Raw genomic sequence first — 21,972 nt, 5'->3', positions numbered from 1 at the left:
TGGTCAGGAAGGGTACGTCGGCAGGTCACGCCGCACCGTCACCCACTGCAATTCGGTGAAGGCCTCGAGGTTGGACTGCACTCCACCGTGCTTTCCGCCGGACCCCGACTCCCGGAGGCCACCAAAGGGAGCTGTCGGCTCGTCGTTGATGGTCTGGTCGTTGATGTGCACAGACCCGGTGGAGACGCGGTCGGCGAGGTCAAGCCCGGCCATCACGTCGCGGGTGATGATGCCGAGGGACAGCCCATACGGTGAGTCGGCCGCCAGCGACGCCGCCTCGTCCGCGTCGGCGAACGACACCACAGGTGCTACCGGGCCGAAAACCTCGGACGCGTAGGCGGGTGCGTCGAGCGGCGCATGCCCGAGCACCGTCGGGCGATAGAACAAGCCGTCGTAGGTGCCGCCGGCGAGCAGTGCCGCGCCGGCACCGACAGACTCGGTGACCAGGGCGTGGACACGGTCACGCTGGCCGGAGTCGATGAGCGGCCCGTAGCCGACATTGGCGTCGAGTGGATCACCCACTGTGGTTCCCTCGGCGATGCGGGTGAGCGCGGCGAGGTAGTCGTCAACGACGGACTCATGGACCAGGTGTCGTCCGCTCGCCATGCAGATCTGCCCTGCGTGGCGGAACGACCCGAAGGCTCCAGCGGCGGCCGCCCTGGCCACGTCCGCGTCCCCCATCACGACCAGAGCTGAGTTGCCCCCTAGCTCGAGGTGGACCCGCTTGAACCTCTCGGCGGCGGCGCGAGCGATGGCCCGGCCGGCCCCGGTCGATCCGGTGAAGGCGATGACCGGCACCCGCGAGTGCCGAACCACGGCGTCGCCGACATCGGCCCCGCCCGGCAAGACGTGCAGCAGGCCGTCCGGCAGGCCTGCCTCCTCAAAGATTCGGGCGATGAGCACGCCACCACTCACGGCGGTGCGCGGGTCCGGCTTGAGCACGGCCGCGTTGCCGAGCGCAAGCGCCGGTGCCACCGCGCGGATCGCCAGCACCAGTGGTGCGTTGAAGGGTGCGATGACGCCCACGACTCCCACGGGTCGCCGGCGCGCGAACGACAGTCGCGGGGCGGTCGAGCGAAGCAGCTCTCCGTACGGCGCGCTGGCGAGCCCTGCAGCCTCGTAGCACTCCTGCGCGGCGACCCCCTGCGCTCGCTCGGCCATTGCCAACGGGGCTCCCGTCTCACGCGCGGTCCACTCCGCGGCCTCGGCAGCGTGCTGTTCGAAGAGCACCCCGGCACGGCGCATGACGGCGGCACGGGCGTCGTAGGGAAACTCCGCCCAGGAACGCTGCACCCCGAGGGCAATCCCCACCGCGACCGACACCGCGTCAGCATCGGCCAGGCCGATGGTCTCCAGCCGTTCCCCGGTCGCCTTCTCTGTGACGGCACCCTGGGACCCTGCCGGCTGCCAACCGTTGCTGAAGTACCTCCCCGACCACCGTGAGCTGGAGAGCAGGCCGTCGCTCACGCCGTCACCTGGTCCGCGGATGTGCTGGAGTCGACCACTCCCCCGGCGACGAGCTCGTCCACCTCCTGGGCGCTGAAGCCCAGCTCGCGGAGCAGCTCGGCACTGTGCTGCCCGAGCTGCGGAGGTGGGCACTGGTGAGGCAGGTAGGCGCCGTCGAAGGTCACCGGCAGGTTGATGACCTCCAGCTCCGGCACCAGCGGGTGGGGCAGGGGCGTGACCAGACCGACGGCCTGCACCTGAGGGTCGGCGGCCACCTCGTGCACGGGCCGCACCGGTGCGCTCGGCACCCCGGCCTTCGCCAGCCGCTCAAGGAGGTCGTCGGCCTCGAAGGTGCGCGTCACCTCGGAGACCGCCTCGTTGACTTCGGCCCGGCGCTCGGCCCGCTCGATGTTGGACCCGAAGCCGGGACGCTCGAGCAGGTCGGGTGCACCGAGGGCGGAGACGAGGCGGACCCAAAGGGACTGGTTGCCCGCCGAAATGAAGACGTAGCCGGAGCTCGCGGGAAACGCGCCGTACGGCACGACACCGGCGTGGCCGGATCCCAGGTTGCGCGGCGGCGGGTTGCCGGCCCGCGAGCCCATCACCTTCTGGTCGACCCAGGAGACGGCGGTCTGGAGCAGCGAGACCTCCACGTGGCTGCCCTCACCGGTGTGGTCCCGTCGCCGCAGCGCGTCGAGGATGCCGATGACGGCCCACATACCGGTGCCCTTGTCGAGAATGGATAGGGGCACCCGGTTCGGTGGGCCCTGTCCCGTGTCGAGCATGCTCACGATGCCTGCGTACGCCTGCAGCAAGGGGTCGTAGGCCGGCTCCATGGCTCGAGGGCCCACGGAGCCGAACCCGCTCATCTCGCAGTAGATGAGACGGGGGTTGAGCTCGCGGAGCCGCTCGAGGTCGAAGCCGGCCTTGGCGAGAGCGCCCGGTCGCAGGTTCTGCACCAGTACGTCGGCGCTGCGCAGGAGCCGCTCGAGCACCTTCGCCCCGCGTTCGTCCTTGAAGTCGAGCGCCAGGCTTTTCTTGTTGCGGTTCAGTCCGAGGAAGGCCATCGGCTCGCTGCCCCAGTACGGTGGCGCCCAACCCCTGGTGTCGTCGCCCGTGCCCACCCTCTCGACCTTGATGACCTCCGCGCCGAGGTCCCCGAGGACCTGGCCCGTGGTCGGCCCGGCCACGCTCGTACCGAGCTCCACCACGCGGAGGCCGACGAGCGAGCCTGGGGTGGTTCCGGTCGGGATCTGACTCTTCATGGTGGTCTCTCTTGTCGTCATGACTTGTCCTGATGCTGGGGCTCTCGCGGCGCCGTGCCGCTGTGCAACAAAGCGCGTTCGGCCTCGTCCCGGGCCGGGGAGGTGATCGGGCTGCGCCATGGACTCGGGCACCCGGCATACACCGACGGCCCGATTCGGAAGTGCTGGGCCTGCTCCTCGGTTTCAACCAGCGGCATGTCCATCGCGTACAAGGCGTCCCCCGTCGGGCGCGGTCCGGCTTTGCTGACCTTGCCGTAGAGCGGATGTCCGACGACCTCCTCGGCCAGGTGGGCAGCCTCGATCAGCCTCGCCAGGTCGATGCCGGTGTCGATTCCCTCCGACTCAAGCATGTCGACGAGGTCCTCGGTCGGGATCATCTTCGTTGCGCGGCCGTTGCCGCAGTAAGGGCACCCGCCCATTCCCCCGATGGAGGAGTCCAGCACCAGAGTGTGCTCTCGGTCGAGGGCACGCAGAGCGACGTAGGCCGAGGTCAGGGCGCTACCCCGTCCGTCGTGCAGGTGCAGGTGGAAGGTCTTAACCTCCGGCCACTCCCCCCGGATGCAGCGGAGCTGCTCCTCAACGGCACCCGGAGTGTTCCAACTCATCGGGTCGCCGAGCCAGACAGTGCGTGGCGTGACGCCACAATCCTGCCATGCCTGCATCTGGAGGCCGATCAGCTCGTTGCGCCTTTCCAGGCTGAACCGACCGAGCCAGTTCGAACCCCACGCAGCGTTAATGGCGACGACGGCCTCAGTCACCCCACGCGCCAGCGCGGCCTCCACGGTGCGTGGCACGGCGGCAATCTCCTCGGCCTGGGTGCGGGCAGTGTTGCGTTGGACGAAGACGTCACACAGGTGGACCGTCGTGCGCGAGGTGGCCTCCTGCGGCGCGAGCGGCGGCACGTGTTCGGCACGGCGCTCGGCGCCCTTCTGGTTTAGGGCGAGCGCGGTGTAGCGGACCCCGGGCATCGGCGTGAAGCCTTGGACGACCTGCTCGATGTGTTCCATTTGCGGAACCCACCGGGGACTGACGAAGGACCCCACCTGGATCGTGCGGAGACCGGTCCGGGAGAGCGCGTCGAGCAGCCGGATCTTGGCCGCCACCGGGATTTCGGCGCTCTCTATCTGCATGCCCTCGCGCATGCCCTCCTCGATGATCTCCACCGTCGGGAATCCGCTCATGCCAGCCCCCTCCGTACCCCCGTCGCGCCCTCACCAGCAAGGACGTCCTGCAGGCCACCGAGGTCGCCGCCGGCCCAGAGTGACGCGAGCCCGGCCAGCAGGTCGTGGGTCGGTGCCGGGGCCCACCCCACGAACTCGAAGGCCTCGACGGCCTTGTCCATCAGCTCGGTGGTGCTCATCGGGTTACGCGCGTCGCCGCGACTTACATCGACGCGCCGCGTGTGGACCTGGTCGTCGTTCGTGTGGATCGTCACCACCGTGAACGGCTCCGTCGAGCCCTGCACGTCGGGATCGGGCCCCTCTCGGACCACGACGCCCTCGACCAGCGGGCGCAGAGCCGGGTCGAGTACGGCCTCGTCGGTGAAGTCGGTCAGTCGCACGTGTCCAGAGCGCACGGCTCGAGCCACCGTGTACGGGAGGCTGAACTTGCCCTCCAAGCCGGTGCTGGGCAGGTGCGCCAGTAAGGGCCTCAACCCGCCCGCGTGCACGGTGACCTCAACGGAGGACACCGCCTCGGGGTGGACGCTCGTTCGCAGGTCGAGAACCGCATCGATGGCCCGGTGCGTGGCGTAGCACGATGGGTAGCGCTTGATCACCCAGTCGTCTCGCCACGTGCTTTCCCAGCGTCGCAGGCGCTCTGGCAGCTCGCGCAGCCGGACGTCGTCGGTGTCACCGAAGAGAGCGAAGAACCCTCCGGTTGCCTCCAACTGGGTGTGACGGGAGGTGAACCCCCGCTGCGCCAGAGCCACCGCAGTGACGGCGTCACGTGCTGCCAGGCCCGCATGCAGGGGCTTGGTCATCGTGCCGAAGTTCGCGAGGCTCCCCGAGGCCATGGAGGCGGCCACGCCCAATGCGTGACGCGTCTCCTCGAGGCCAAGCCCGGTCAAGGCGGCCAGGGCCGCCGTCGCCGCGAGGCGCCCCGTCGTCGAGGTGTTGTGCCACCCCCTGCCGTAGTGGACCTCGAGCGGCAGCACCTCCGACACCGCACGGAAGACCGCCGAGCCCACCGCGTATGCCGAGACGAAGGAATCTGTCGTCGCACCCGTCCGGGCCGCCTGCGCCACGAGGGCGGGAAGCAGCACCGCGGCGGGGTGCATCGGCATGGTCGGGGACGCGTCATCCCAGTCCAGGGCGTGGGCCGCCGTACCGTTGATCAAGGCCGCGGCCGAGGGGCCGACCGCCAGAGCCGACCCCCAGAGCCGACAGTCCCCCGGTGCCGGCTCCGCCTCGAGCACCTCGAGGAGGATCCGCACCGCGGGCGTGCTCATCCCGGCAACCGTGACCGCAACCGTGTCCACGAGGGCCGTAAGCACCGCGTCGGCCTGATCGGCTCCGGCCCTGCGCGCCACGGCGCCCGCGGCGAAGGCCGCAATGTCGTACGTCGCTCCGCTGCCGACTGCAGCGGGTGGCCCGTCCGGGCGGCTGCCACGAGCCGCGGTTAAGGGTCCCGCAGCAGGGCTGGGCGTGGTCGTCATGGCTCAGAAACTCTTCGGCATGCCCAGGTCGCGGTGCGCGATGCCTGCGAGAACAAGATTGGTCGAGATCGGGGCGATCATCGGACCACGCGCCGCCCGGAACTTCTGCTCGATACCGTATTCGGAGGCGAGACCGGCACCTCCGAACGTGTCCATGGCGGCGTTCGCGGCGTTCCACAACGCTTTGGAGGACAGCAGTTTCGCGGTGTTGGCGTAGAAGCCGTCGCGGCTTCCCGCCTGGAACACCTCTGCCGCGTGCCAGCGCATGAGGCTCGCCGCGCGCAGCTCGGTGAAGGCAGTGGCGAGCGGGAACTGGATGCCCTGGTTCATCCCGATCGGGCGACCGAACACCTCACGCTCCTTGGCGTACTGCACGGCGCGGTCCATGAAGTACAAGCCCGACCCGATGTACTCACTCGACACGAGGAGGCGCTCCGCGTTCATTCCCGACAGGATGACCTTGAAGCCCTTACCCTCCTCGCCGATCCGGTTCTCGACGGGAACGCGAAGGTTGGTGATCGACAGCTGGTTCGTGTGGTGACCGGACATGACCTTGATCGGCCGGTACTCGATCTGGCCGTTCTCCTTGGCCTCTCGCACGTCGACCAGCAGAACGGTCATGCCGTCGGTCTTCTTTTCCACGTCCTCGTACTTCTCCGTCCGCACGAGCAGGAGCATGAGGTCGGTCTGGTGGAATCGCGACGTGTAGATCTTGCCACCATTGACGACGTACTCGTCGCCCTCACGCGCCGCGAAGGTTCGGATACGGGTCGTGTCGGTGCCGGCGTCGGGCTCCGTGATCCCGAACGACTGCAGGCGCAGACCGTCGTTCGCGATCTGCGGCAGCCACTGCCGCTTCTGCTCGTCACTTCCGTGTCGCAGGATGGCGCCCATCTGGTACATCTGCGCGTGGATCGCGCCGGCGTTGCCGCCCCAGCGGTTGAGGGTTTCGAGGAAGAGGGCCGCGTCCGGGATGGTGCCACCCCCGCCGCCGTACTCCTCGGGGATGAGCAGCGAGAGCCACCCTCCGTCGGTGAGTTCCTTGACCCACTCGGCGGGGTAGCGGCCGGCCTCCTCGACGTCGATCCAGTACTGCATGTCGTACTTCTTGGCGATGTCAGAGACGGTGTCGCGCAACGCCTCTTGGTCCTCCGTAAGGAAGTCCTCGGCGAGCCAGTCCTGGGCCATAATGGCCTCCTTCGTGGTTCATGGGGTGGCGCGGAGTGCGGGCACCCGCGTGATCAGGCTGTGGCCTCCACGACGACCTCGAGCAGGAGCGGCTCGGTGCGCTCTCCGAGGGTCGGAAGGATGCGATCGAGCTGGTCGGTCAGCTCGTCGTGGGTCGTTACGCGGCTGGTTGCACAACCGAACCCGGCTGCGATCGTCGACACGCTCACCTCGGTAAATGCCGGCCACGGCGGCTTGCCGCCGTGGCCGGCAGCCAGCCGGTCCATCACGGCATACCCACCGTTGGATAGGACGACGAACAGCGCCCCGACCCGGTAGTGCTGGGCGCTCCACAGTCCCTGGATGTTGTAGAGCGACGCGCCGTCGCCCAGCAGCGCGACGACGGGGCGGTTCGGGCGGGCCATCCGCACGCCGATGCTCGCCGGCAGCGCGAACCCCAGCCCGCCCTGTGCCACGGTGACAAAGCCGAAGGGTCGGCGGGTGGGCATCAGATCGAGCAAGAGGCGACGGCTGGACGGGCTCTCCTCGAAGACGGTCGCTTCCTCGGGTAGCCGGTCGGCCAGAGCGGCGAAAACGTGCTCGGCACGCAGGCTGCCCTGTGGGGGCAGCACCATGCGTGAACGGGGCGGCTGTGCCTCAGGCGCGTGTCGGGGTGCCACCCGCTCTGCCAGATCCGTCATGACTCGCGCCACGTCGCCGACTACGGCGAGGTGGGCCGCGCTGTAGGTCGCTTCCTCCGGGTCCGCCGTGACGACCAGGACCGTGGTGCCCGCCGTAACAAAGTGTCCTTGCTCCCATGTCCCCTGGCGGAAAGCCGGACCACCGGCGACGAGGACGACGTCGTGAGGCGCCAGCGCGTCGCGCAGCGCCGCACGACCCGCCGGCAGGTGGCCACGGAACCGTGATGAGTCCTGGGGGAAGCCCGCCTGCGACCCGTGCGCCTCCTGCCACACGGGGCAGTCGAGCCGGTCAGCGAGGGCACCCAGGCCGGCCCAGCCGTCAGCAGAGTCAGCGCCAGGACCAACGACAAGGACCGGGTTGCTGGCGCCGTCGAGGACAGCGGCCAGCTCCGCGCCAACCTCCTCATCGACGCCACGACAAACACGAAGGCGCACGGGGGCAGGCACCGCGATGGTGTCGTCGGCTGACTCCGCCCAGTCGCTCATGGGGACGACAACCACGGCCGGACCACGGTGGAGGGCGGCCTCGTGGGCTGCACGCGCAATGGCCGCCGGTACGTCAGCCGCTCGGGCCGGCTGCCGGCTCGAGACGGCATAGGCGCCGGCCAGTCCGTCGAGGTGGCCCGCGAGGAAGGGTTCTGAGGCGACATGACGGCGGTCCTGCTGGCCGACGAGGATGACGAGGGGGGCCTTGTTGGTCCTGGCCGTCGCGATCGCTCCGACCGCGTTGCCGAACCCGGCCGTCGTGTGCAGCAGGACAAGCGCCGGTGACCCCGTCGCCAGAGCGTAACCGGAGGCCATCCCGACGACGGAGCCCTCGTGCAGCCCCAGGACGAAGTCGAGGTCGTCAGGCAGGTCGGCCAGCAGGGCGACCTCAGTCGAACCGGGGTTCGCGAAGATCCGCGTCAGCCCTTGTTGCCGCAGGACCTCGAATGCTGCATCCCGCACGGTGCGCACGACCTGCTCCTCTCGCCTGAGGACCGGTGCAGGACGCACTCGGCCTCTGCCATGGTTGGAGGAGCGGACGGTCGGTGACAGGCCTTGTCGCACCCAGCGGAAGACTCCGTCAGGGCACCATCGTTCCTCTCACCCAGTGATGTCTCCCCTTCTGCAGCCCCCGGCCCCTCCTACGGTCGAGAGGTCCCGACCCAGAAGGAGAAGACATGTCAACGACCCCGCGGGCGCCCGCGCCGACGACGTCCGCAGGCGGCGTCACCACCGGTCCGGCGGTCTCCGGTTCGGGGCCGGCCTCGGCTCTCGGCGACCTCCGGATCCTCGACGTCGCCACGCTGTTCGCCGGACCCTCGGCTGCCACCGTCCTCGCCGACTTCGGAGCGGACGTCATCAAGATCGAGCACCCCCGCAAGCCGGACCCCGCCCGCACCCATGGGCAGAGCAAGAACGGCGTTGGTTTGTGGTGGAAGATCCTAGGCCGCAACAAGAGGGCCATCACCTTGGACCTGTCGAACGAGGAGGGCCAGGAGATCTTCCTTGACCTGGTCCGCACCGCGGACGTGGTCATCGAGAATTTCCGCCCCGGCACGCTGGAGCGGTGGAACCTCGGGTACGACCGGCTGCGGGAGGTGAACCCCCGGCTCATCCTCACCCGGGTTACCGGTTTCGGGCAGACCGGTCCCCGGAGGAACGAGCCGGCTTTCGGCACGATCGCGGAGGCCATGAGTGGGTTCGCCCACTCCACGGGACAACCGGACGGGCCGCCCACCCTGCCCCCGCTGGCACTCGCCGACAACATCAGTGGCCTGGCCGCTGCCATCGCGACGCTGACCGCCCTGCACCGCCGCGAGCGCACGGGTGAGGGACAAGTCATCGATCTTGCCATCATCGAGCCGATTCTGGCCATGCTCGGCTCGCAGGTAACGGTGTACGACCAGCTCGGCATCGTTGCCCAGCGCCGCGGGAACCGGTCCGAGAACAACGCCCCCCGCAACACCTATCGCACCGGTGACGGCGACTGGGTCGCGATCTCGACCAGCGCGCACTCGATCGCGGAGCGGGTGATGACGCTCGTCGGCCGACCCGAGCTCGTGCAGGAGGAGTGGTTTCACGACGGCTTCCAGCGGGCTCAGCATGCTGACGAGCTTGACGAGGCGGTCGGCTCGTGGATCGCCGAGCGGCCGACGTCCGAGGTCGTGGAGGAGTTCTCGAAAGCACAGGCCGCGCTCGCAGTGGTGTACGACGTCGCCGGTGTCGTCGCCGACCCGCAGTATGCCGCGATCGGCGCCATCGCCACGGTGGAGGACGCTGATTTGGGTCCGGTCCGCATGCCTAACGTGCTCTTCCGCATGTCCGAGTCCCCGGGCGCGATCCGACACACGGGACGCTCTCACGGGGCCGATACGGAAAGGGTCCTGACCGAGCTGGGCATCGACCCAGACCGGCAGGCGCGGCTCCGAGCCGGAGGAGTGATCTGAGTGCGTGACGACGTTGCCACCTGGCTGTACGTTCCCGCGGATCGTCTCCCGGAGCTGCTGACCAAAGCGGCACGCTCTGCCGACGGCATCGTCGTGGACCTCGAGGACGCGGTGCATCCTTCGTCACGGCCCCGTGCCCGGGCTGCCCTGGGCCCAACCTTCGGAGCCGACTCCGGGTTCCCGGCAGGGTTGTTGAAGACCCTTCCTATCGTCGTGCGCGTCAACAGGGTCGACTCGCCAGACTTCGCGGCCGACCTCGCTGCCGTCGGGCCGCTGCTTCGCGCCGGCACCGTCCACGGCATCCGCCTCCCCAAGGTGGAGTCGGCCGCGGAGGTCGACGCCGCGTTTGCCCAGACCCGACGCTTCCGCGACGCGCCACACCTCGTCCCCCTCATCGAGTCGGCGCGTGGCCTCTCGAAGGCACAAGAGATCGCCGACGCCTTTGGGGTGCACTCGATCACGTTGGGAGAGAGCGACCTTCGCGCTGACTTGAGCCTTCCCCGTGGGGCGAGCGACACCGGGCTGCTGCTCTCCCGCCTCACCATCGTGCAGGCTGCGCGCGCTGCGGGGCTGCCATCGCCCGTGGGCAGCGTCCACCCCAGTGTCACCGACCTCGACGGGCTTCGTCGGTCGTGTGACGTCCTGAGGGAGCTCGGCTTCTACGGGCGATCGGTCATTCACCCGCGTCAGGTCCCCGTGGTCCGTGAGGCGTTCGCGCCGAGCACGGACGAGGTCACGTGGGCCACGGACGTGCTGGACAAGGCGGCCGCCATGGACGCCGCAGGCTCTGCCGCTGCGACGCTGGCCGACGGAAGCTTCGTGGACCCGGCGATCCTGCGCCTCGCGGAACACATCAGGAAGCGGGCGCACGCATGAGTACAGGGCGGACCGCCGACGGGGCGGTCGTGACGGTGGTCGACCTGGCACAGCCGGTGCATCCGGGCGTCCCCACGTCACCGAACCACCCGGGCTACCGTCACTCCTTACTCCGCCGTCACGGTGACGCCGTACGGGTCGACGGCACGTCGGGCGCCAACGACCTGCTTGTGATGGGGACACACACCGCCACGCACCTCGACGCCCTTGCGCACATCAGCCACGACGGTCTGCTGCACGGCCGTGTCTCGGCCGCCCAGGCCCAGGCCGGCGGGCGCTTCCTCGACCACGGGGTCCACACGGTCGACCCCATCGTCACGACGGGCTACCTGCTCGACGTGCCGGCCGTCCTCGGGGTCGACCGGCTCGCCCCCGGCCATGCCGTCACGGTCGCCGAGCTGTCCCAGGCGCTCGGCGACCGTCGACCAGCCCCGGGCGCGGGCCTGCTCGTTCGTACCGGCTGGGCGCAGCTGTGGGACGCCCCCGCAGCCTTCCTCGACCACGATGGCGGGGTACCAGGGCCGGACGAGGAGGGCGTGGCCTGGCTGGCCTCGCACCGGCCGTGCGTCGTCGGCTCGGACACGACCGCGTTCGAGCACATCCCGGGGGGTGCCGGGCACGCCCGCCTGCCGGGACACCGGATCCTCCTCGTGGAGAACGGCATCCCCATCCTGGAGATGCTCGACCTCGAGCAGCTCGCCCGCGCGGGGACGAAGGCGTTCACCCTCGTGGCCGCTCCTCTGCGGCTCGTCGGCGCCACCGGCTCCCCCCTGCGGCCGATCGCCATCCTTCACTGACGCACCGACCAGGTCCGTCCCCTCGCCCAAAGGAGACTCCATGGCTGCCGCCGGAACCACCCCCATGACCGGTACCGCCGTCGCACGCCTCGGAGCGTTCGCGGCAGAGGTCGCAGAGAACGCCCCAGAGCATGTGCTCGTCGACGCAAGACAAAGACTGCTGGACGTCGTCGGCATCTCGGTCGCCGCACTCGGCACCGGTCCGGCGCAGGTGGCTCACTCGCTCGCCCGCCGTTGGGGGGGTGCGGCAGTCGCCCTCGCGATCGGTCTCGAGGACCGGCTCCCGGCTCCGTCAGCCGCGCTCGTCAATGGCACCTTAGCCCACGCCCTCGACTTCGACGACACGCACGTTCCGTCGATCCTGCATCCCAGCGCATCAGTGGTGCCTGCCGCGCTCGCTGCCGCCGAGGAGGCCGGGGCTCACGGCCGGACACTTCTCGCCGCGATTACGGTCGGCAACGAGATCGCGATCCGGCTCGGCAACGCCGGGTACGACCCACGCATCAACAACTCGGTCTTCTTCGAGCGTGGCCTGCATGCGACGTCGATCTGTGGTGCCGTCGGCGCGGCGGCCGGGGCGGGTGTCGCCATGGGCCTGGACGCCGAGCGGCTGGCCCACGCGATGGCCATCGCCTGCAGCATGGGAGCGGGCCTGCTCGAGGCCAACCGGGCCGGAGGGTCGGTCAAGCGGATGCATTGCGGGTGGGCCGCCCACAGCGGCGTGGTGGCAGCACAGGCCGCGGAGGCCGGACTGACCGGTCCCCCGACGGTCCTCGAGGGACGGTTCGGTTTCTTCCAGGCCTACTGCGGTGACACCTACGACGAGGCGGCGCTGCTCGACGGACTCGGTGTGCGGTGGGAGACGGCCTCCTGCTTCGTGAAGCCCTACCCGACGAACGTGTTTACCCACACGGGTATTGACGCGGCCATCGCTCTCCGGGCACGGGGGCTGCGGCCCGCAGACGTGGAGTCGGTCCGGATCGGCGTGGCGGGCGCGACCCTGCGAACGATTGCTCAACCGCGCGAGGCCAAGATCCGTCCCGAGTCCGGCTACCACGCCCAGTTCAGCGGACCCTTCACCTTCACTCTGGCGCTGCGCGGCGGAGGCGGCCTCGGTCTCTACCTCGACGACTTCACCGACGAGGCAGTGCGGGACCCGCGCAACCTCGACCTTGCGGCGCGCGTCGAGCACGTGGCCGACGCACGTTGTGAGGCGATCTTCCCCCTGCAGTTCCCTTCGGTCGTCGAGGTGCGCACCACCGACGGACGGATGCTCTCCCAAGAGGTCCTCGCCAATCGTGGCACCGCCGAGCGACCCCTCACGGACGCCGAGATACAGGTCAAGTACGACCTGAACGCACGCCGGCTGGGAGCTGGGGCCGACGTCCTCGCCGACCGCATCTCCGGCCTGTTCGACACGACGTCGGTCGCGGGTCTGCTCGCCCTCTGAGGATCCGCACCACTCGGGCTGGCGGGCGCCGCTGCGGCGGCGGCTCACCAAGTTGGTCGGATGTGGTCAGACCGGAGTCGTCACCACGTCGTACGAGTAGAGCCAGTCGTAGCGGTCGGCGATCGGTTCGATGCTCCACTCGCGCTGGAGGTAGGGCTCGGCTCGCTCCTCGGTGACGAGCTCTCGGCTGTGGAACCGTTCGGTGTTGGCTGTGGCGCCGCGCACCATCCTGCTCGTCCGCTCGATCCTTGCCGTCTCGTAGCGGGTGAGCGCCTTGGTGGGGTCGTCGGCGTACGCCTCGATCGCCCGAGCGAGCACGACGCCGTCCTCGATGGCGTGGACGGCTCCCTGCGCCAGGAAGGGCAGCGTCGCGTGGGCGGCGTCACCCAGCAGACTGACCCGCCCCGACGTCCAGGCGGGGATGGGGTCACGGCTGAGTAGGGCCCACTTGAGCAATCGGGGCGAGGCGGTGATGAACGTGTGGATGTCCTCGTGCCAGCCGGCGAAGTCGGCATGGCACTCCTCGGCGGTCCCGGGTTCGGTCCCGCCTGCGGCGGTCCATTTCTTGCCCTCGATCGTCGCCACGAAGTTCATCAACGTGCCTCCATGGAGGGGGTAGGTGACTGCGTGGCCGCCCGGACCGATCCACGTCGAGCCCACCGGCGTACGCAGGTGCTTCGGAAGGTCGTCCATCGGGATGAGCCCCCGCCAGGCGACCATGCCGGAGAACTCCGGGTTGCTCGGTCCCCACACCGTGTTGCGCACCACGGAACGCACCCCATCGGCGCCGATGACGACGTCGCCGGTCACCCGAGTGCCGTCGTCGAGGACCACGGACGCGCTTGACGCGTCCTGGTCGACTCCCGCCACGCGCGAACCGAGCAGGATGACGTCCGCCCCCAGAGCCCTCACGGCATTTTCCAGAGCCTTGAGCAGGTCGGGACGGTACACCGTGAGGTACGGGTAGCCATATCGCTCGACTGCCATCGGCCCGAGATCGAACATCGGCCAGGGCCGACCGGTGTTCCAGAGCCGGAACTCCTTGCGGACCGGGTCGCAGGACTGCTTGCGCAGGGTCTCGAAGACCCCGAGGTGGTCCAGCGCCCGGTTGCCGTTGGGGCTGATCTGAATGCCGGCACCGACCTCGGTGAGGGCGGGGGCTTGTTCGAGCACGGTGACGTCCACCCCGCGCTGCAGAAGTGCCAGCGCCGCGGTCATGCCACCGACGCCACCGCCTGCCAGGACAACATGCATCTGTTTCTCCCTCACACCTTCTCGGAGCGCAGCAGGCCGAGCACGGAGAAGACCGGCTCGTCGCTCGCGCGGACCATCCGCGCAGGCTCGGACACGATGTGCTGGTAGGGCCGCCATGCCGGGACCGCGATGATGTCGCCGCGCTCCCAGGTCAGCCGTTCACCATCGACGATGGTCTCACCAGAGCCTTCGATGACCGTGAAGATCGAGTTGGCGGTCGTCCGCCTCGTCGGGGACTCGAAGCCGGCGCCGAGCTCCTGGACGTGCAGTGCGATGGTCGGCATCGCCGGGCTGCCGAGTTCGATCTCGCGTTCGGCCATGCCGTGCTCCGGGGCCGCCGTCTCGGCGGCCAGGCAGGCGAGGGAGTCCTCCCACCGGAACGCGATCGGCGAGGTGTCGATGTCACGAGGGTCCTCCTGGACCCCGGCGGGGTACTTCTCGAAGAACATCGGCTCGAGCAGGTGCACGAGGGGGACGTCGAGGATGTCGACCCAGTAGCAGTCGTCCGGACCGACCGCCGAGTGCTCGTGCCAAGCCCAGCTCGGTGTCAGCAGAACGTCACCGGGTCGCATCTCGACGCGGTCCCCGTCCACGACGGTGTAGGTGCCTCGGCCCTCGAGGATGATGCGCAGCGCCGCCGGCGTGTGGTGGTGTGCGGGGGCAACTTCGCCAGGACGAATGAGCTGGTAGGCGGCCACGAGGCTGCGGACGGTCGCGTAGCCGTTGCCCTCGACCGGGTTGGTGAGGGTGAGGTTGCGCCGGTCCGCCATCTCGTGGTCGACCAGTCGCCCGGCCGCGTCCAGGACGGCCTTCATCTCGGCGTAGCGCCACACGTACGGCAGGAAGTTGCGCAGCGGCTCGGGCCACAGGGCGGGCGCGCGGCGATACCAGCCGCCCTCAACGCTCAAGTCGTCGAACACGCTGTACAGGTCGTCGAGGTTGTCGATCTCGGCCACGGACCGGGCGTCGAAGGAGGTCATGCGGGGCTCCTCACTGCTGTTTGATGATCGGGGGGTCGTAGGGGCGGGCGAACACCTCGGTGCGCCCGCTGGTGCCTTGGACGACGTTCACGCTCATCTCACCGACGCGCTCGATCCTGATCCGGATCGTGTCGCCATCGGTGACCGGTCCCACCCCTGCCGGGGTGCCGGTGGCGATGACGTCTCCCGGGTGGAGGGTCATGACGGCCGAGGCCATCGCGACCATGCCGGGAATGTCCAAGACGAGGTCGCGGGTGTTTGCGTGCTGGCGCAGCTCGTCACCGACCCAGAGGCGCATGTCGAGGCTGGTGGGGTCACCCACCTCGTCGGCCGTCGTGATCCACGGACCGACTGGGCAAAAGGTGTCGTAGGCCTTGCGGAAGACGCGCTCCTCGCGCCCCCGGACCACCATGTCGAGCAGGCAGGCGTAGCCGAAGACGTGCAAGCGCCAGTTTTGGCGGGGGATGTCGCGTCCGCCGGCGCCGATGATGATCGCGAGCTCGGACTCGTGGTGGACCTCACGGCCCGGGACCACTGGCAGCATGACGGGCTCACCGGCACCGGAAAGCGACGACGGTGGTTTGAGGAAGAAGCCCTGCACGTCCGCGCGGTATCCGGCCTGCATCTCGCGGCCGTGGTCGTGGTAGTTCACCGGGTACGCGATCACCTTGTTGGGCCACGGGACCGGCGTGAGGAGGGTGACCTCGGCGAGCGGACGACGGGCGCCCTCAGAGGCTGCGCGCTCGAGGAGCGGGCGGACGGCGTCGAAGTCCCTGATGACCCGGTTCATGGTCACCGGCGGCCACGCTTGGGCGTCCTCGTCCACGGCGTGGGTGACATCAACGATGTTGTCGTCGATGACCACGCCGATGCGGTCATCGTCGAAACGGGCGATCCTCATGGCGCTCCTTCGGGCGTAGCCAGCGGGTCGGAGCCATCCTGCGACCTCGGTCGATGAGCTCGCCGGTGTCGTCGCACCTACCGGAACACCGCTTTCGGCGTCGAGCTACGAACGGCCGGCTACTGCGGCCCCGATCTCGTTGGCGATGGCGACGACGTCGTCCTTGACCTCCGCGTATCGCGCGGCGGTCAACCGCGTGGAGGATCCGGAGATGCTCAGGGCCGCGATCACCTGACCGTCACCGTCCCGCACGGAGGTGGCTGCGCCACTCAGTCCCTTCTCACGCTCATCGATGGCGATCGCCCAGTGGCTCTCTCGGATGGCGTCGAGTTCCGCCTCGGTGGCGACCCACCTTCCGGCGGCTGCGGCGTCCGCGCGCACGACCTCATGGACGGGGGCGGGTGCGAACGCGAGGAGGAGCTTGCCAGACGAACCCAGGCCAAGGGGCTGGTGACCGCCTGTGGGAACGACGGGGCGCAGGGAGGCGCGCCCTTCCACGGACGCCAAACAGATGCGGTGCTTGTCCTGTCTGATGTATAGGTGGACGCTCTCACCGGTGGTGTCCCGCAAGCGGTGCATCCACGGCTCGGCCACCCCACGGATGACGAATGAGTCCGCGGCGCTCGCACCCCAGGACAGGAGCCGGGGACCTAGGGCGAACCGCCCGTCGGTCGTGCGCCGGGCGATGCGCAGCTCGATGAGCTCGCTCAGGAGCCGGTGCACGGAGGACTTGGGCAGGCCCAGGCTCTCGGAGACCTCTGCCAGGCTCATCGGTCGACCACTGCGAGCCAGGCTGTCGACGGCCTTGGCCGCCTTGTCCAGGACGGACATGGGTTCTGCTCCTTGGCTGTGGTGTCGACTCAGGCGGGACGGACTGCGTGGACACCGCTTCTGCGGGAGTGTCCACGGTGTCCAAGCCCGCTCGAGATCATCATCGCGGCCTGGGTCACGACCCGGGCAAGCGGGGCCGGACTCAGCGGCTCGGGCGACAGCCTGACCGAGACGGCGGCACGGACCTGACCGTCTTCGTCGAAGACGGCCGCCGCCACGAGAAGACCGTCACCGGATCCGTCGGACCCGCTCACGGCATACCCCGCGCGACGCACCTCGCCGAGCCGCTGGCGCAGCACGAACTCCCCACCGTTGGCACCCGGGCCTTCCTGCGCGAGCAGGAGCGGCTCGAGCGGTAGGTGGGCGAGCATGGCCAGCCCGCCCGCGTTCTGCGTCAAGGGAATGCGACGCTCGGGATGCCAGGTGGCCGCCGCCTTGTGGCCGGCGATGAGGTCACAGAGGATGGCTTCGTCCTGCTCGCGGGACCACAGGGCGACCGGCGCCGCCGTGGCCGAGTAGAGGTCCACGAGGAACGGTCGTGCCACGTCCTTGAGGCGACGCACCTCGGGAACCCCCCAGCCAAGCCGCCACATGCGGCGGCCGAGCCGGTACCGACCGCGACAAGCCCGCTCCACGGCACCCCACTCGACGAGGTGCGCCAGCATCCGGTGGACCGTCGCGGGGGGCAGGCCCGTCCGCGTGCATACTCCCGCGATCGTCTGCTCCGGCGTGTCCGGTCCGAAGCAGTCGAGAATCTCGAAAGCCCGTCCCAGCACTGAGCGCTTCTGGTCCCCGTCGAGCTGGTTTGGTGACGTCACTGTCATCTCCCAATATCCGGAATGGCGTTCCACTATGTTGAACGATAAGACCCAAATGTTCGTGATGTCAATGGTGCGCGTGACCGGTCAGCGTGCTGACGCCCCGAGGAGGAAACCCACGAGCAACGTGTTGAACTCGCTCACTCGCTCGAATGGGACCCACAGACCCGTCCTGCCGTAAAGGTGCACCTGGACATTCGGGATGCGGTTGAGGAGGAACAACGCGTTGTCGTAGCCCTGTACGCGGTTGTCCCGGCCCCACACCACGAGCGTGCGTGCCTTGATGCGGTCGACGTCTCGCCACACCTGCTCGGTCACCGGTGGGGAATGCTCAGGGCGCCCCTCCGGGGCGGCCGCCCTGAGGTCGGGACGGATGCTGGCCGCATAGCGCTCCTGCACGATCTCGTCGGTGATGGAGGTCTTGTCGTACATCATCATCTCGAGGTACGCGCGCATCTTGGCTGGGGAAGGACCCTCGCCGCCGTAGTAGGACTGTATGAGCTTCTGGCCCTCCGACGGCATGGGGGTGAACAGCGGCAACCCTCCCGCAGAGCTGACGAGGACGAGGTCGTCGACGACGCCTGGGTGCTCGATGGCCAGCATCATCGCCGCAGCTCCACCGGTGGCCATCCCGAGGACGTGCGCGGACTCGATGCCGAGCGTTGCGAGGAGGTCGGCGAAGACCTGGGCATAGAAGCCGTAGCGACCGCCCCTGATCTCGGGGGCGTCTGAGCGCCCATAGCCCGGCAGGTCGACGACGAGGACACGGAAGTGCTCGGCCAGCCCCGACACGTTGGCACCGAAGTTGCCCCAGCCGTAGGCGCCCGGTGCGCCGCCGTGGATGCAGAGAAGCACCGGGCCGGAGCCGGCGTCGTGGACGTGCACTCGGACGCCACCGGCGTCGACGAAGCGGCTCGTCGACTCCTCGGTGAAGCGAGGCTGGGAGCCCTCTTTCGGGGCGGCGCCGTCCATCAGATCTTCACGTGTGGCGGAATCGGGTGACCGAAGAGGTTGAGGCCGTAGGCGTGGAAGATCGGGCCCGACCCGTTCTGCACGTGGTGCAGTGCAGCCTGGGTGTCGCGCCACCGGCGCTGGAGCACCCCGCTGCGGTGGAGCGAACCTCCTCCGCTGAGCCGAAAGACGCTGTCGGCGGCAGCAGCGGCACGATGGCTCGCCTGCACCTGGTTGCGGCGCACCTCTGCCCGCACGTCGAGCGACACGACCTCGCCGCGTTCGACGATGTCGTGGACGCGTTCGATGTCCCAAAGCAGGTGGCCGATGCTCGCGTCGATGTCTGCCGCGGCCGCCCCCAGTGCAGAGAGCTGGAACGGGTCGAGGGCCGCTCTGCCACCTCGGCCCTCTCGTGAGCGCGTCACCGCGACGTACGCGGCGAGTGTTCCCTTGGCCATGGCCAGCGTCGCCGCCGTGATGGCGCCGGAGAACATGACGTTGCGCGGCATCCGGTAGAGGGAAACAGACGCTCGACTGGGGTCCTTCCCGCCGGTCCCGTCCGTGACGCCGGAGGTCTCGATGGTGCGGTAGGCGGGGACGAACGCTTCGGTGACGACGAGGTCCTTGCTGCCAGTCCCACGCAGGCCGACGACGTCCCAGGAGTCCTCGACGACCTCGTAGTCCGAGCGTGGGAGTAGGAAGTGGACCGGGGCGGGATCAGCGACCTCGCCCTCTTGGTCGGTGATGAGCCCGCCGATCATCACCCAGCGGCAGTGGTCGGTGCCCGAAGAGAAGTTCCAGCGCCCGTTGAAGACGTACCCGCCGTCCACCGGCCGCGCGCGACCCAGGGGTGCGTAGGGCGACGCCACCCAGGTGTCCGGATCCTCCGCCCAGACCTCGGCCTGGACGCGACGGTCACCGTGGGCGAGCTCGTGCGGGTGAACGCCGACTACACCGGCGACCCACCCGGAGCTGGGGTCGTGCACCCCGATCTCGAGGACCGCGCGGAAGAAGTCGACGGGGTGCGACTCCAATCCGCCGAAGTCCTTGGGCTGCAGCATCCGCATGACTCCGGAGGTCCGCAGGGCCGTGGCTGTCTCATCGGGAAGCCGCCCGAGCCGCTCGCCTTCGGCGGCGTTCGCCTCGAGCACGTCTGCAATCTGCTCGATGTTGTCGAGGACGGTCATGGCCCTTCCTTTCATGGGGTGCGGTGGTGGCCCCAGTAGTGCGCCACGTCGTAACGGGTGGGGAGCCAGGACTCGTCGTCGATGAGGATGCCGTCCGTGCCGTACTCGATGCCAAAGCCGGAGGGGGAACGCACGTAGTACGAGACCATCTTGTCGTTGGTGTGCTTGCCGAACGTGGAGAGGATCGGAGCGGCCCCGGCGAGCACGTGGTCGTACGAGCGGCCGACGATGTCGAGGTCGTCCACCTCGAACATGAAGTGACCCACCCCGATCGGGCGGTTCGGCGACGCGGCGAACGCGAACGAGTGATGCCGTGGGTTGCAGTGGGTGAAGACCCCGGACACTCCCCCGGGCATGTCGATGTGGTCGCTGAGTCGGAAGCCCAACAGATCGAGGTAGAGCTCGGTGTACACCTGCTCGTCACGCACCACCTGGAAGGCATGGCCAACGCCGAGGTCCCCCGCGACGAAGGTCGCCCCAGTGGGCGAGACGAATCGCTCGGCCGCGTTGCGCAGGCCCCAGAACAGCTCGATGTCGTAGTTGTCGTCGGGGTCCCGGAAGCTGGCTAGCCCGCTGACGCTGCGTTCTGTCGCGGCTTCGGCGTCACGTGTCGTGACCTCGTAGCCGGCCGAGGTGAGCCGGGCCGTGATCTCCCCGAGGGCAGCGGGGTTCCCGACGTCCCAACCGATGGCGATCACGCCGTCGGTGGCGGCACGACGGATGTCGAAGCGATGGACGAACTGGTCCATCCGCAGGGTGAGCCTGTCCTCGCTGCTGTGGGCCACCTGCAGTCCTAGCAGTCCGGAACCGAACTCCTGCCATGCCGCCGGGTCGGTGCTTCCGACCACCGCGTAACCGAGAGCCTTAACTCGTGCCGTCATTGTGAGGTCCTTTCCGTTGGGCTTGTGTGCGTCATCCTGTGTCCCGACCGGACTGCCGCATAGCCGAGCGTGCCGACTGGCGGAATGCCCTCTCCGGACCTATTACCGGCAGAGTCGTGCGGCAGCGGTGTTCGCCGCGCGGGACAAGGCGTCGACCCACGCGTCCAGTTGGGCCAGCGACGCGTCGGTGGGCAAGCCGGACATTCGCATCGCGATCTGCGGCATCTCGGGGGGAACCGGGACGGGGACGACGATCGAGTGCAGGTGGTAAGTGCGGTCGGGCTCGAGGTCCGGCTCGTAGAGCAGCGCCGTGTCCGCGATCATCTGCTTCATCCGGCGCTCGTGCTGCGGCGTGCGCTCCGTGGAGGAGTAGTCCGTCATGAGCGAGATGCGATCGACCGAGGGGTCGGGCATGAGTGACACCGAGTAGCCGCGCTCGCGGACGCGGTCGACGTTGCGGCGGAAGACCTCGCGGGTGGCGTCGTCCTGTCCGGGCGCCCGGGCGAGCCAGTCGTTCACATCCTCCTCGGGTGCGTCGCGCAGGAAAACGGATCCCAGGGGCGGGACGAGTGGGACGCGGTGACCGACGGACGGTGTCGTAGGTTTTTCGGACCGGTTGGCGGTGAGGACGAAGACGACGTCCCCGCCGACCTTTGCCAGCACGGCGCAGTCCACCTCGTGCTCGGCGCTGAGCTGTTCGATGTCCCCCCTGGCCAGCTCCGCCAGCCTCACCGCGTGGATGAGGTCGGGGTGCGAGGGCGCGACCAACGAGGGTGGGGCGAAGCGCCCGTAGCCACCTTGGAAGAACAGCAGCGGCAACGACGGTCGCGCCACAGCGAGGTCGCGGATCCGCCCAAGCACGATGTAGTGGTCCCCGCCGTCGAGCACGTCCTCGTAGGTGCACTCGATCCACGACACCGCGCCGTCGAGGATGGGTGCCCCGCCCGGAGCGGGCGACCAGGCGACGCCCTCAAACTTGTCGACGGCACGCGACGCGAAACGCCGGCACGTGGACTCCTGGTCAGCCGCAAGCACGTTGATGCAGAAGGTCGCGCCGGTGCGTAGCCGGGCGAAGCTGCCCGAGTCACGTGTGGGCAGGAAGGCCACCAGTGGCGGGTCAAGGGAAACCGACGTGAAGGAACCGACGACCATGCCTGCCGGGAGGCCGTCATCGGCGATACCCGTGACGACCGCGACCCCGGTCGGATAGTGCCCGAGGGTCTCGCGGTACAGGGCTGGGTCGATGCCCGCGTGCGGTTCCTTGGGTGCCACGTCGGGGTGCGTCACGTCATGCCTCCTGGTTCGGTGGGTGCGGCCGTGGTGGCCATCCATCTTCGAGTGTCGCGGGCGGTGCCGCGTCGGCCTAGGCGGCCGTCCCG

Annotated in this window: 19 protein-coding genes; 4 read left to right on the top strand and 15 right to left on the bottom strand. The window is 69.0% G+C overall.

Going from position 1 to position 21,972, the window contains the following annotated elements:
• Positions 1-3: 3 nt before the first annotated feature.
• The 6 genes from V6K52_RS03735 to V6K52_RS03710 are packed head-to-tail and all read right to left on the bottom strand — an operon-like array spanning position 4 to position 8,192.
• Positions 4-1,467, bottom strand: a complete 1,464-nt coding sequence (locus V6K52_RS03735; RefSeq protein WP_353952564.1) for an aldehyde dehydrogenase family protein — start codon at positions 1,465-1,467, stop codon at positions 4-6.
• Positions 1,464-2,732 (bottom strand): CoA transferase, encoded by a 1,269-nt coding sequence (locus V6K52_RS03730; RefSeq protein WP_353952563.1) that lies wholly within the window; start codon positions 2,730-2,732, stop codon positions 1,464-1,466. The genes V6K52_RS03735 and V6K52_RS03730 overlap by 4 nt, the downstream gene beginning before the upstream one ends.
• Positions 2,729-3,892: a citramalate synthase gene (locus V6K52_RS03725; RefSeq protein WP_353952562.1), complete on the bottom strand. Its 1,164-nt coding sequence runs from the start codon at positions 3,890-3,892 to the stop codon at positions 2,729-2,731. The genes V6K52_RS03730 and V6K52_RS03725 overlap by 4 nt, the downstream gene beginning before the upstream one ends.
• Positions 3,889-5,367, bottom strand: a complete 1,479-nt coding sequence (locus tag V6K52_RS03720) for an MmgE/PrpD family protein (RefSeq protein WP_353952561.1) — start codon at positions 5,365-5,367, stop codon at positions 3,889-3,891. The genes V6K52_RS03725 and V6K52_RS03720 overlap by 4 nt, the downstream gene beginning before the upstream one ends.
• Before the next feature lie 3 nt (positions 5,368-5,370).
• Entirely contained in the window at positions 5,371-6,555 is a 1,185-nt protein-coding gene (locus tag V6K52_RS03715; RefSeq protein ID WP_353952560.1) for an acyl-CoA dehydrogenase family protein, read from the bottom strand.
• A gap of 53 nt (positions 6,556-6,608) precedes the next feature.
• A complete protein-coding gene (locus V6K52_RS03710; protein ID WP_353952559.1) occupies positions 6,609-8,192 on the bottom strand; it encodes a thiamine pyrophosphate-binding protein in 1,584 nt (527 codons plus the stop codon).
• A 206-nt stretch (positions 8,193-8,398) separates the two neighbouring features.
• Here V6K52_RS03710 and V6K52_RS03705 point away from each other — a divergent pair, with 206 nt between their 5' ends.
• The 4 genes from V6K52_RS03705 to V6K52_RS03690 are packed head-to-tail and all read left to right on the top strand — an operon-like array spanning position 8,399 to position 12,790.
• Entirely contained in the window at positions 8,399-9,667 is a 1,269-nt protein-coding gene (locus V6K52_RS03705) for a CoA transferase (RefSeq protein WP_353952558.1), read from the top strand.
• On the top strand, positions 9,668-10,543 hold the full coding sequence (locus V6K52_RS03700; protein WP_353952557.1) for a CoA ester lyase: 876 nt from the start codon (positions 9,668-9,670) through the stop codon (positions 10,541-10,543).
• The gene (locus tag V6K52_RS03695) at positions 10,540-11,340 is read left to right on the top strand and encodes a cyclase family protein (protein ID WP_353952556.1); all 801 of its coding nucleotides are present in this window, start codon (positions 10,540-10,542) and stop codon (positions 11,338-11,340) included. Before V6K52_RS03700 ends, V6K52_RS03695 begins: the two co-directional genes overlap by 4 nt.
• A 40-nt stretch (positions 11,341-11,380) precedes the next feature.
• On the top strand, positions 11,381-12,790 hold the full coding sequence (locus tag V6K52_RS03690) for an MmgE/PrpD family protein (protein ID WP_353952555.1): 1,410 nt from the start codon (positions 11,381-11,383) through the stop codon (positions 12,788-12,790).
• Positions 12,791-12,856: 66 nt separating this feature from the next.
• On the opposite strand, the gene V6K52_RS03685 is transcribed toward V6K52_RS03690, so the two are convergent.
• From V6K52_RS03685 to V6K52_RS03645, 9 genes are all read right to left on the bottom strand, one after another.
• Positions 12,857-14,044 carry an FAD-dependent monooxygenase gene (locus tag V6K52_RS03685; protein WP_353952554.1) on the bottom strand — a complete coding sequence of 396 codons (1,188 nt, stop codon included), beginning with the start codon at positions 14,042-14,044 and terminating at the stop codon, positions 12,857-12,859.
• Positions 14,045-14,055: 11 nt separating this feature from the next.
• A complete protein-coding gene (locus tag V6K52_RS03680; RefSeq protein ID WP_353952553.1) occupies positions 14,056-15,024 on the bottom strand; it encodes a cupin domain-containing protein in 969 nt (322 codons plus the stop codon).
• Positions 15,025-15,034: 10 nt separating this feature from the next.
• Positions 15,035-15,925, bottom strand: a complete 891-nt coding sequence (locus tag V6K52_RS03675) for a fumarylacetoacetate hydrolase family protein (RefSeq protein ID WP_353952552.1) — start codon at positions 15,923-15,925, stop codon at positions 15,035-15,037.
• A 105-nt stretch (positions 15,926-16,030) separates the two neighbouring features.
• Positions 16,031-16,756: an IclR family transcriptional regulator gene (locus V6K52_RS03670; RefSeq protein WP_353952551.1), complete on the bottom strand. Its 726-nt coding sequence runs from the start codon at positions 16,754-16,756 to the stop codon at positions 16,031-16,033.
• A 29-nt stretch (positions 16,757-16,785) separates the two neighbouring features.
• A complete protein-coding gene (locus tag V6K52_RS03665) occupies positions 16,786-17,574 on the bottom strand; it encodes a helix-turn-helix domain-containing protein (protein WP_353952550.1) in 789 nt (262 codons plus the stop codon).
• Between the two features lie 87 nt (positions 17,575-17,661).
• Positions 17,662-18,546 carry an alpha/beta hydrolase gene (locus tag V6K52_RS03660; protein ID WP_353952549.1) on the bottom strand — a complete coding sequence of 295 codons (885 nt, stop codon included), beginning with the start codon at positions 18,544-18,546 and terminating at the stop codon, positions 17,662-17,664.
• The gene (locus tag V6K52_RS03655; protein ID WP_353952548.1) at positions 18,546-19,712 is read right to left on the bottom strand and encodes a hypothetical protein; all 1,167 of its coding nucleotides are present in this window, start codon (positions 19,710-19,712) and stop codon (positions 18,546-18,548) included. The genes V6K52_RS03660 and V6K52_RS03655 overlap by 1 nt, the downstream gene beginning before the upstream one ends.
• 11 nt (positions 19,713-19,723) lie before the next feature.
• On the bottom strand, positions 19,724-20,593 hold the full coding sequence (locus V6K52_RS03650; protein ID WP_353952547.1) for a VOC family protein: 870 nt from the start codon (positions 20,591-20,593) through the stop codon (positions 19,724-19,726).
• 102 nt (positions 20,594-20,695) lie between these two features.
• Positions 20,696-21,880, bottom strand: coding sequence for a flavin reductase family protein (locus V6K52_RS03645; protein ID WP_353952546.1), 1,185 nt, complete (start codon positions 21,878-21,880; stop codon positions 20,696-20,698).
• Positions 21,881-21,972: the final 92 nt, after the last annotated feature.

This window comes from Knoellia sp. S7-12, assembly GCF_040518285.1.
In the GTDB taxonomy this organism is placed as follows: Bacteria; Actinomycetota; Actinomycetes; order Actinomycetales; family Dermatophilaceae; genus Knoellia.
Note: the sequence above shows the minus strand (reverse complement) of the source record. Positions and strands in the feature narration are given on the sequence as shown.

What these genes read in the sequence shown, in the direction of transcription:
- V6K52_RS03730 (WP_353952563.1), bottom strand. Translation starts at nt 2,732, where the DNA reads ATGACGACAAGAGAGACCACCATGAAGAGTCAGATCCCGACCGGAACC.
- V6K52_RS03720 (WP_353952561.1), bottom strand. Translation starts at nt 5,367, where the DNA reads ATGACGACCACGCCCAGCCCTGCTGCGGGACCCTTAACCGCGGCTCGT.
- V6K52_RS03725 (WP_353952562.1), bottom strand. Translation starts at nt 3,892, where the DNA reads ATGAGCGGATTCCCGACGGTGGAGATCATCGAGGAGGGCATGCGCGAG.
- V6K52_RS03685 (WP_353952554.1), bottom strand. Translation starts at nt 14,044, where the DNA reads ATGCATGTTGTCCTGGCAGGCGGTGGCGTCGGTGGCATGACCGCGGCG.
- V6K52_RS03670 (WP_353952551.1), bottom strand. Translation starts at nt 16,756, where the DNA reads ATGTCCGTCCTGGACAAGGCGGCCAAGGCCGTCGACAGCCTGGCTCGC.
- V6K52_RS03675 (WP_353952552.1), bottom strand. Translation starts at nt 15,925, where the DNA reads ATGAGGATCGCCCGTTTCGACGATGACCGCATCGGCGTGGTCATCGAC.
- V6K52_RS03695 (WP_353952556.1), top strand. Translation starts at nt 10,540, where the DNA reads ATGAGTACAGGGCGGACCGCCGACGGGGCGGTCGTGACGGTGGTCGAC.
- V6K52_RS03650 (WP_353952547.1), bottom strand. Translation starts at nt 20,593, where the DNA reads ATGACGGCACGAGTTAAGGCTCTCGGTTACGCGGTGGTCGGAAGCACC.
- V6K52_RS03690 (WP_353952555.1), top strand. Translation starts at nt 11,381, where the DNA reads ATGGCTGCCGCCGGAACCACCCCCATGACCGGTACCGCCGTCGCACGC.
- V6K52_RS03715 (WP_353952560.1), bottom strand. Translation starts at nt 6,555, where the DNA reads ATGGCCCAGGACTGGCTCGCCGAGGACTTCCTTACGGAGGACCAAGAG.
- V6K52_RS03680 (WP_353952553.1), bottom strand. Translation starts at nt 15,024, where the DNA reads ATGACCTCCTTCGACGCCCGGTCCGTGGCCGAGATCGACAACCTCGAC.
- V6K52_RS03705 (WP_353952558.1), top strand. Translation starts at nt 8,399, where the DNA reads ATGTCAACGACCCCGCGGGCGCCCGCGCCGACGACGTCCGCAGGCGGC.
- V6K52_RS03660 (WP_353952549.1), bottom strand. Translation starts at nt 18,546, where the DNA reads ATGGACGGCGCCGCCCCGAAAGAGGGCTCCCAGCCTCGCTTCACCGAG.
- V6K52_RS03655 (WP_353952548.1), bottom strand. Translation starts at nt 19,712, where the DNA reads ATGACCGTCCTCGACAACATCGAGCAGATTGCAGACGTGCTCGAGGCG.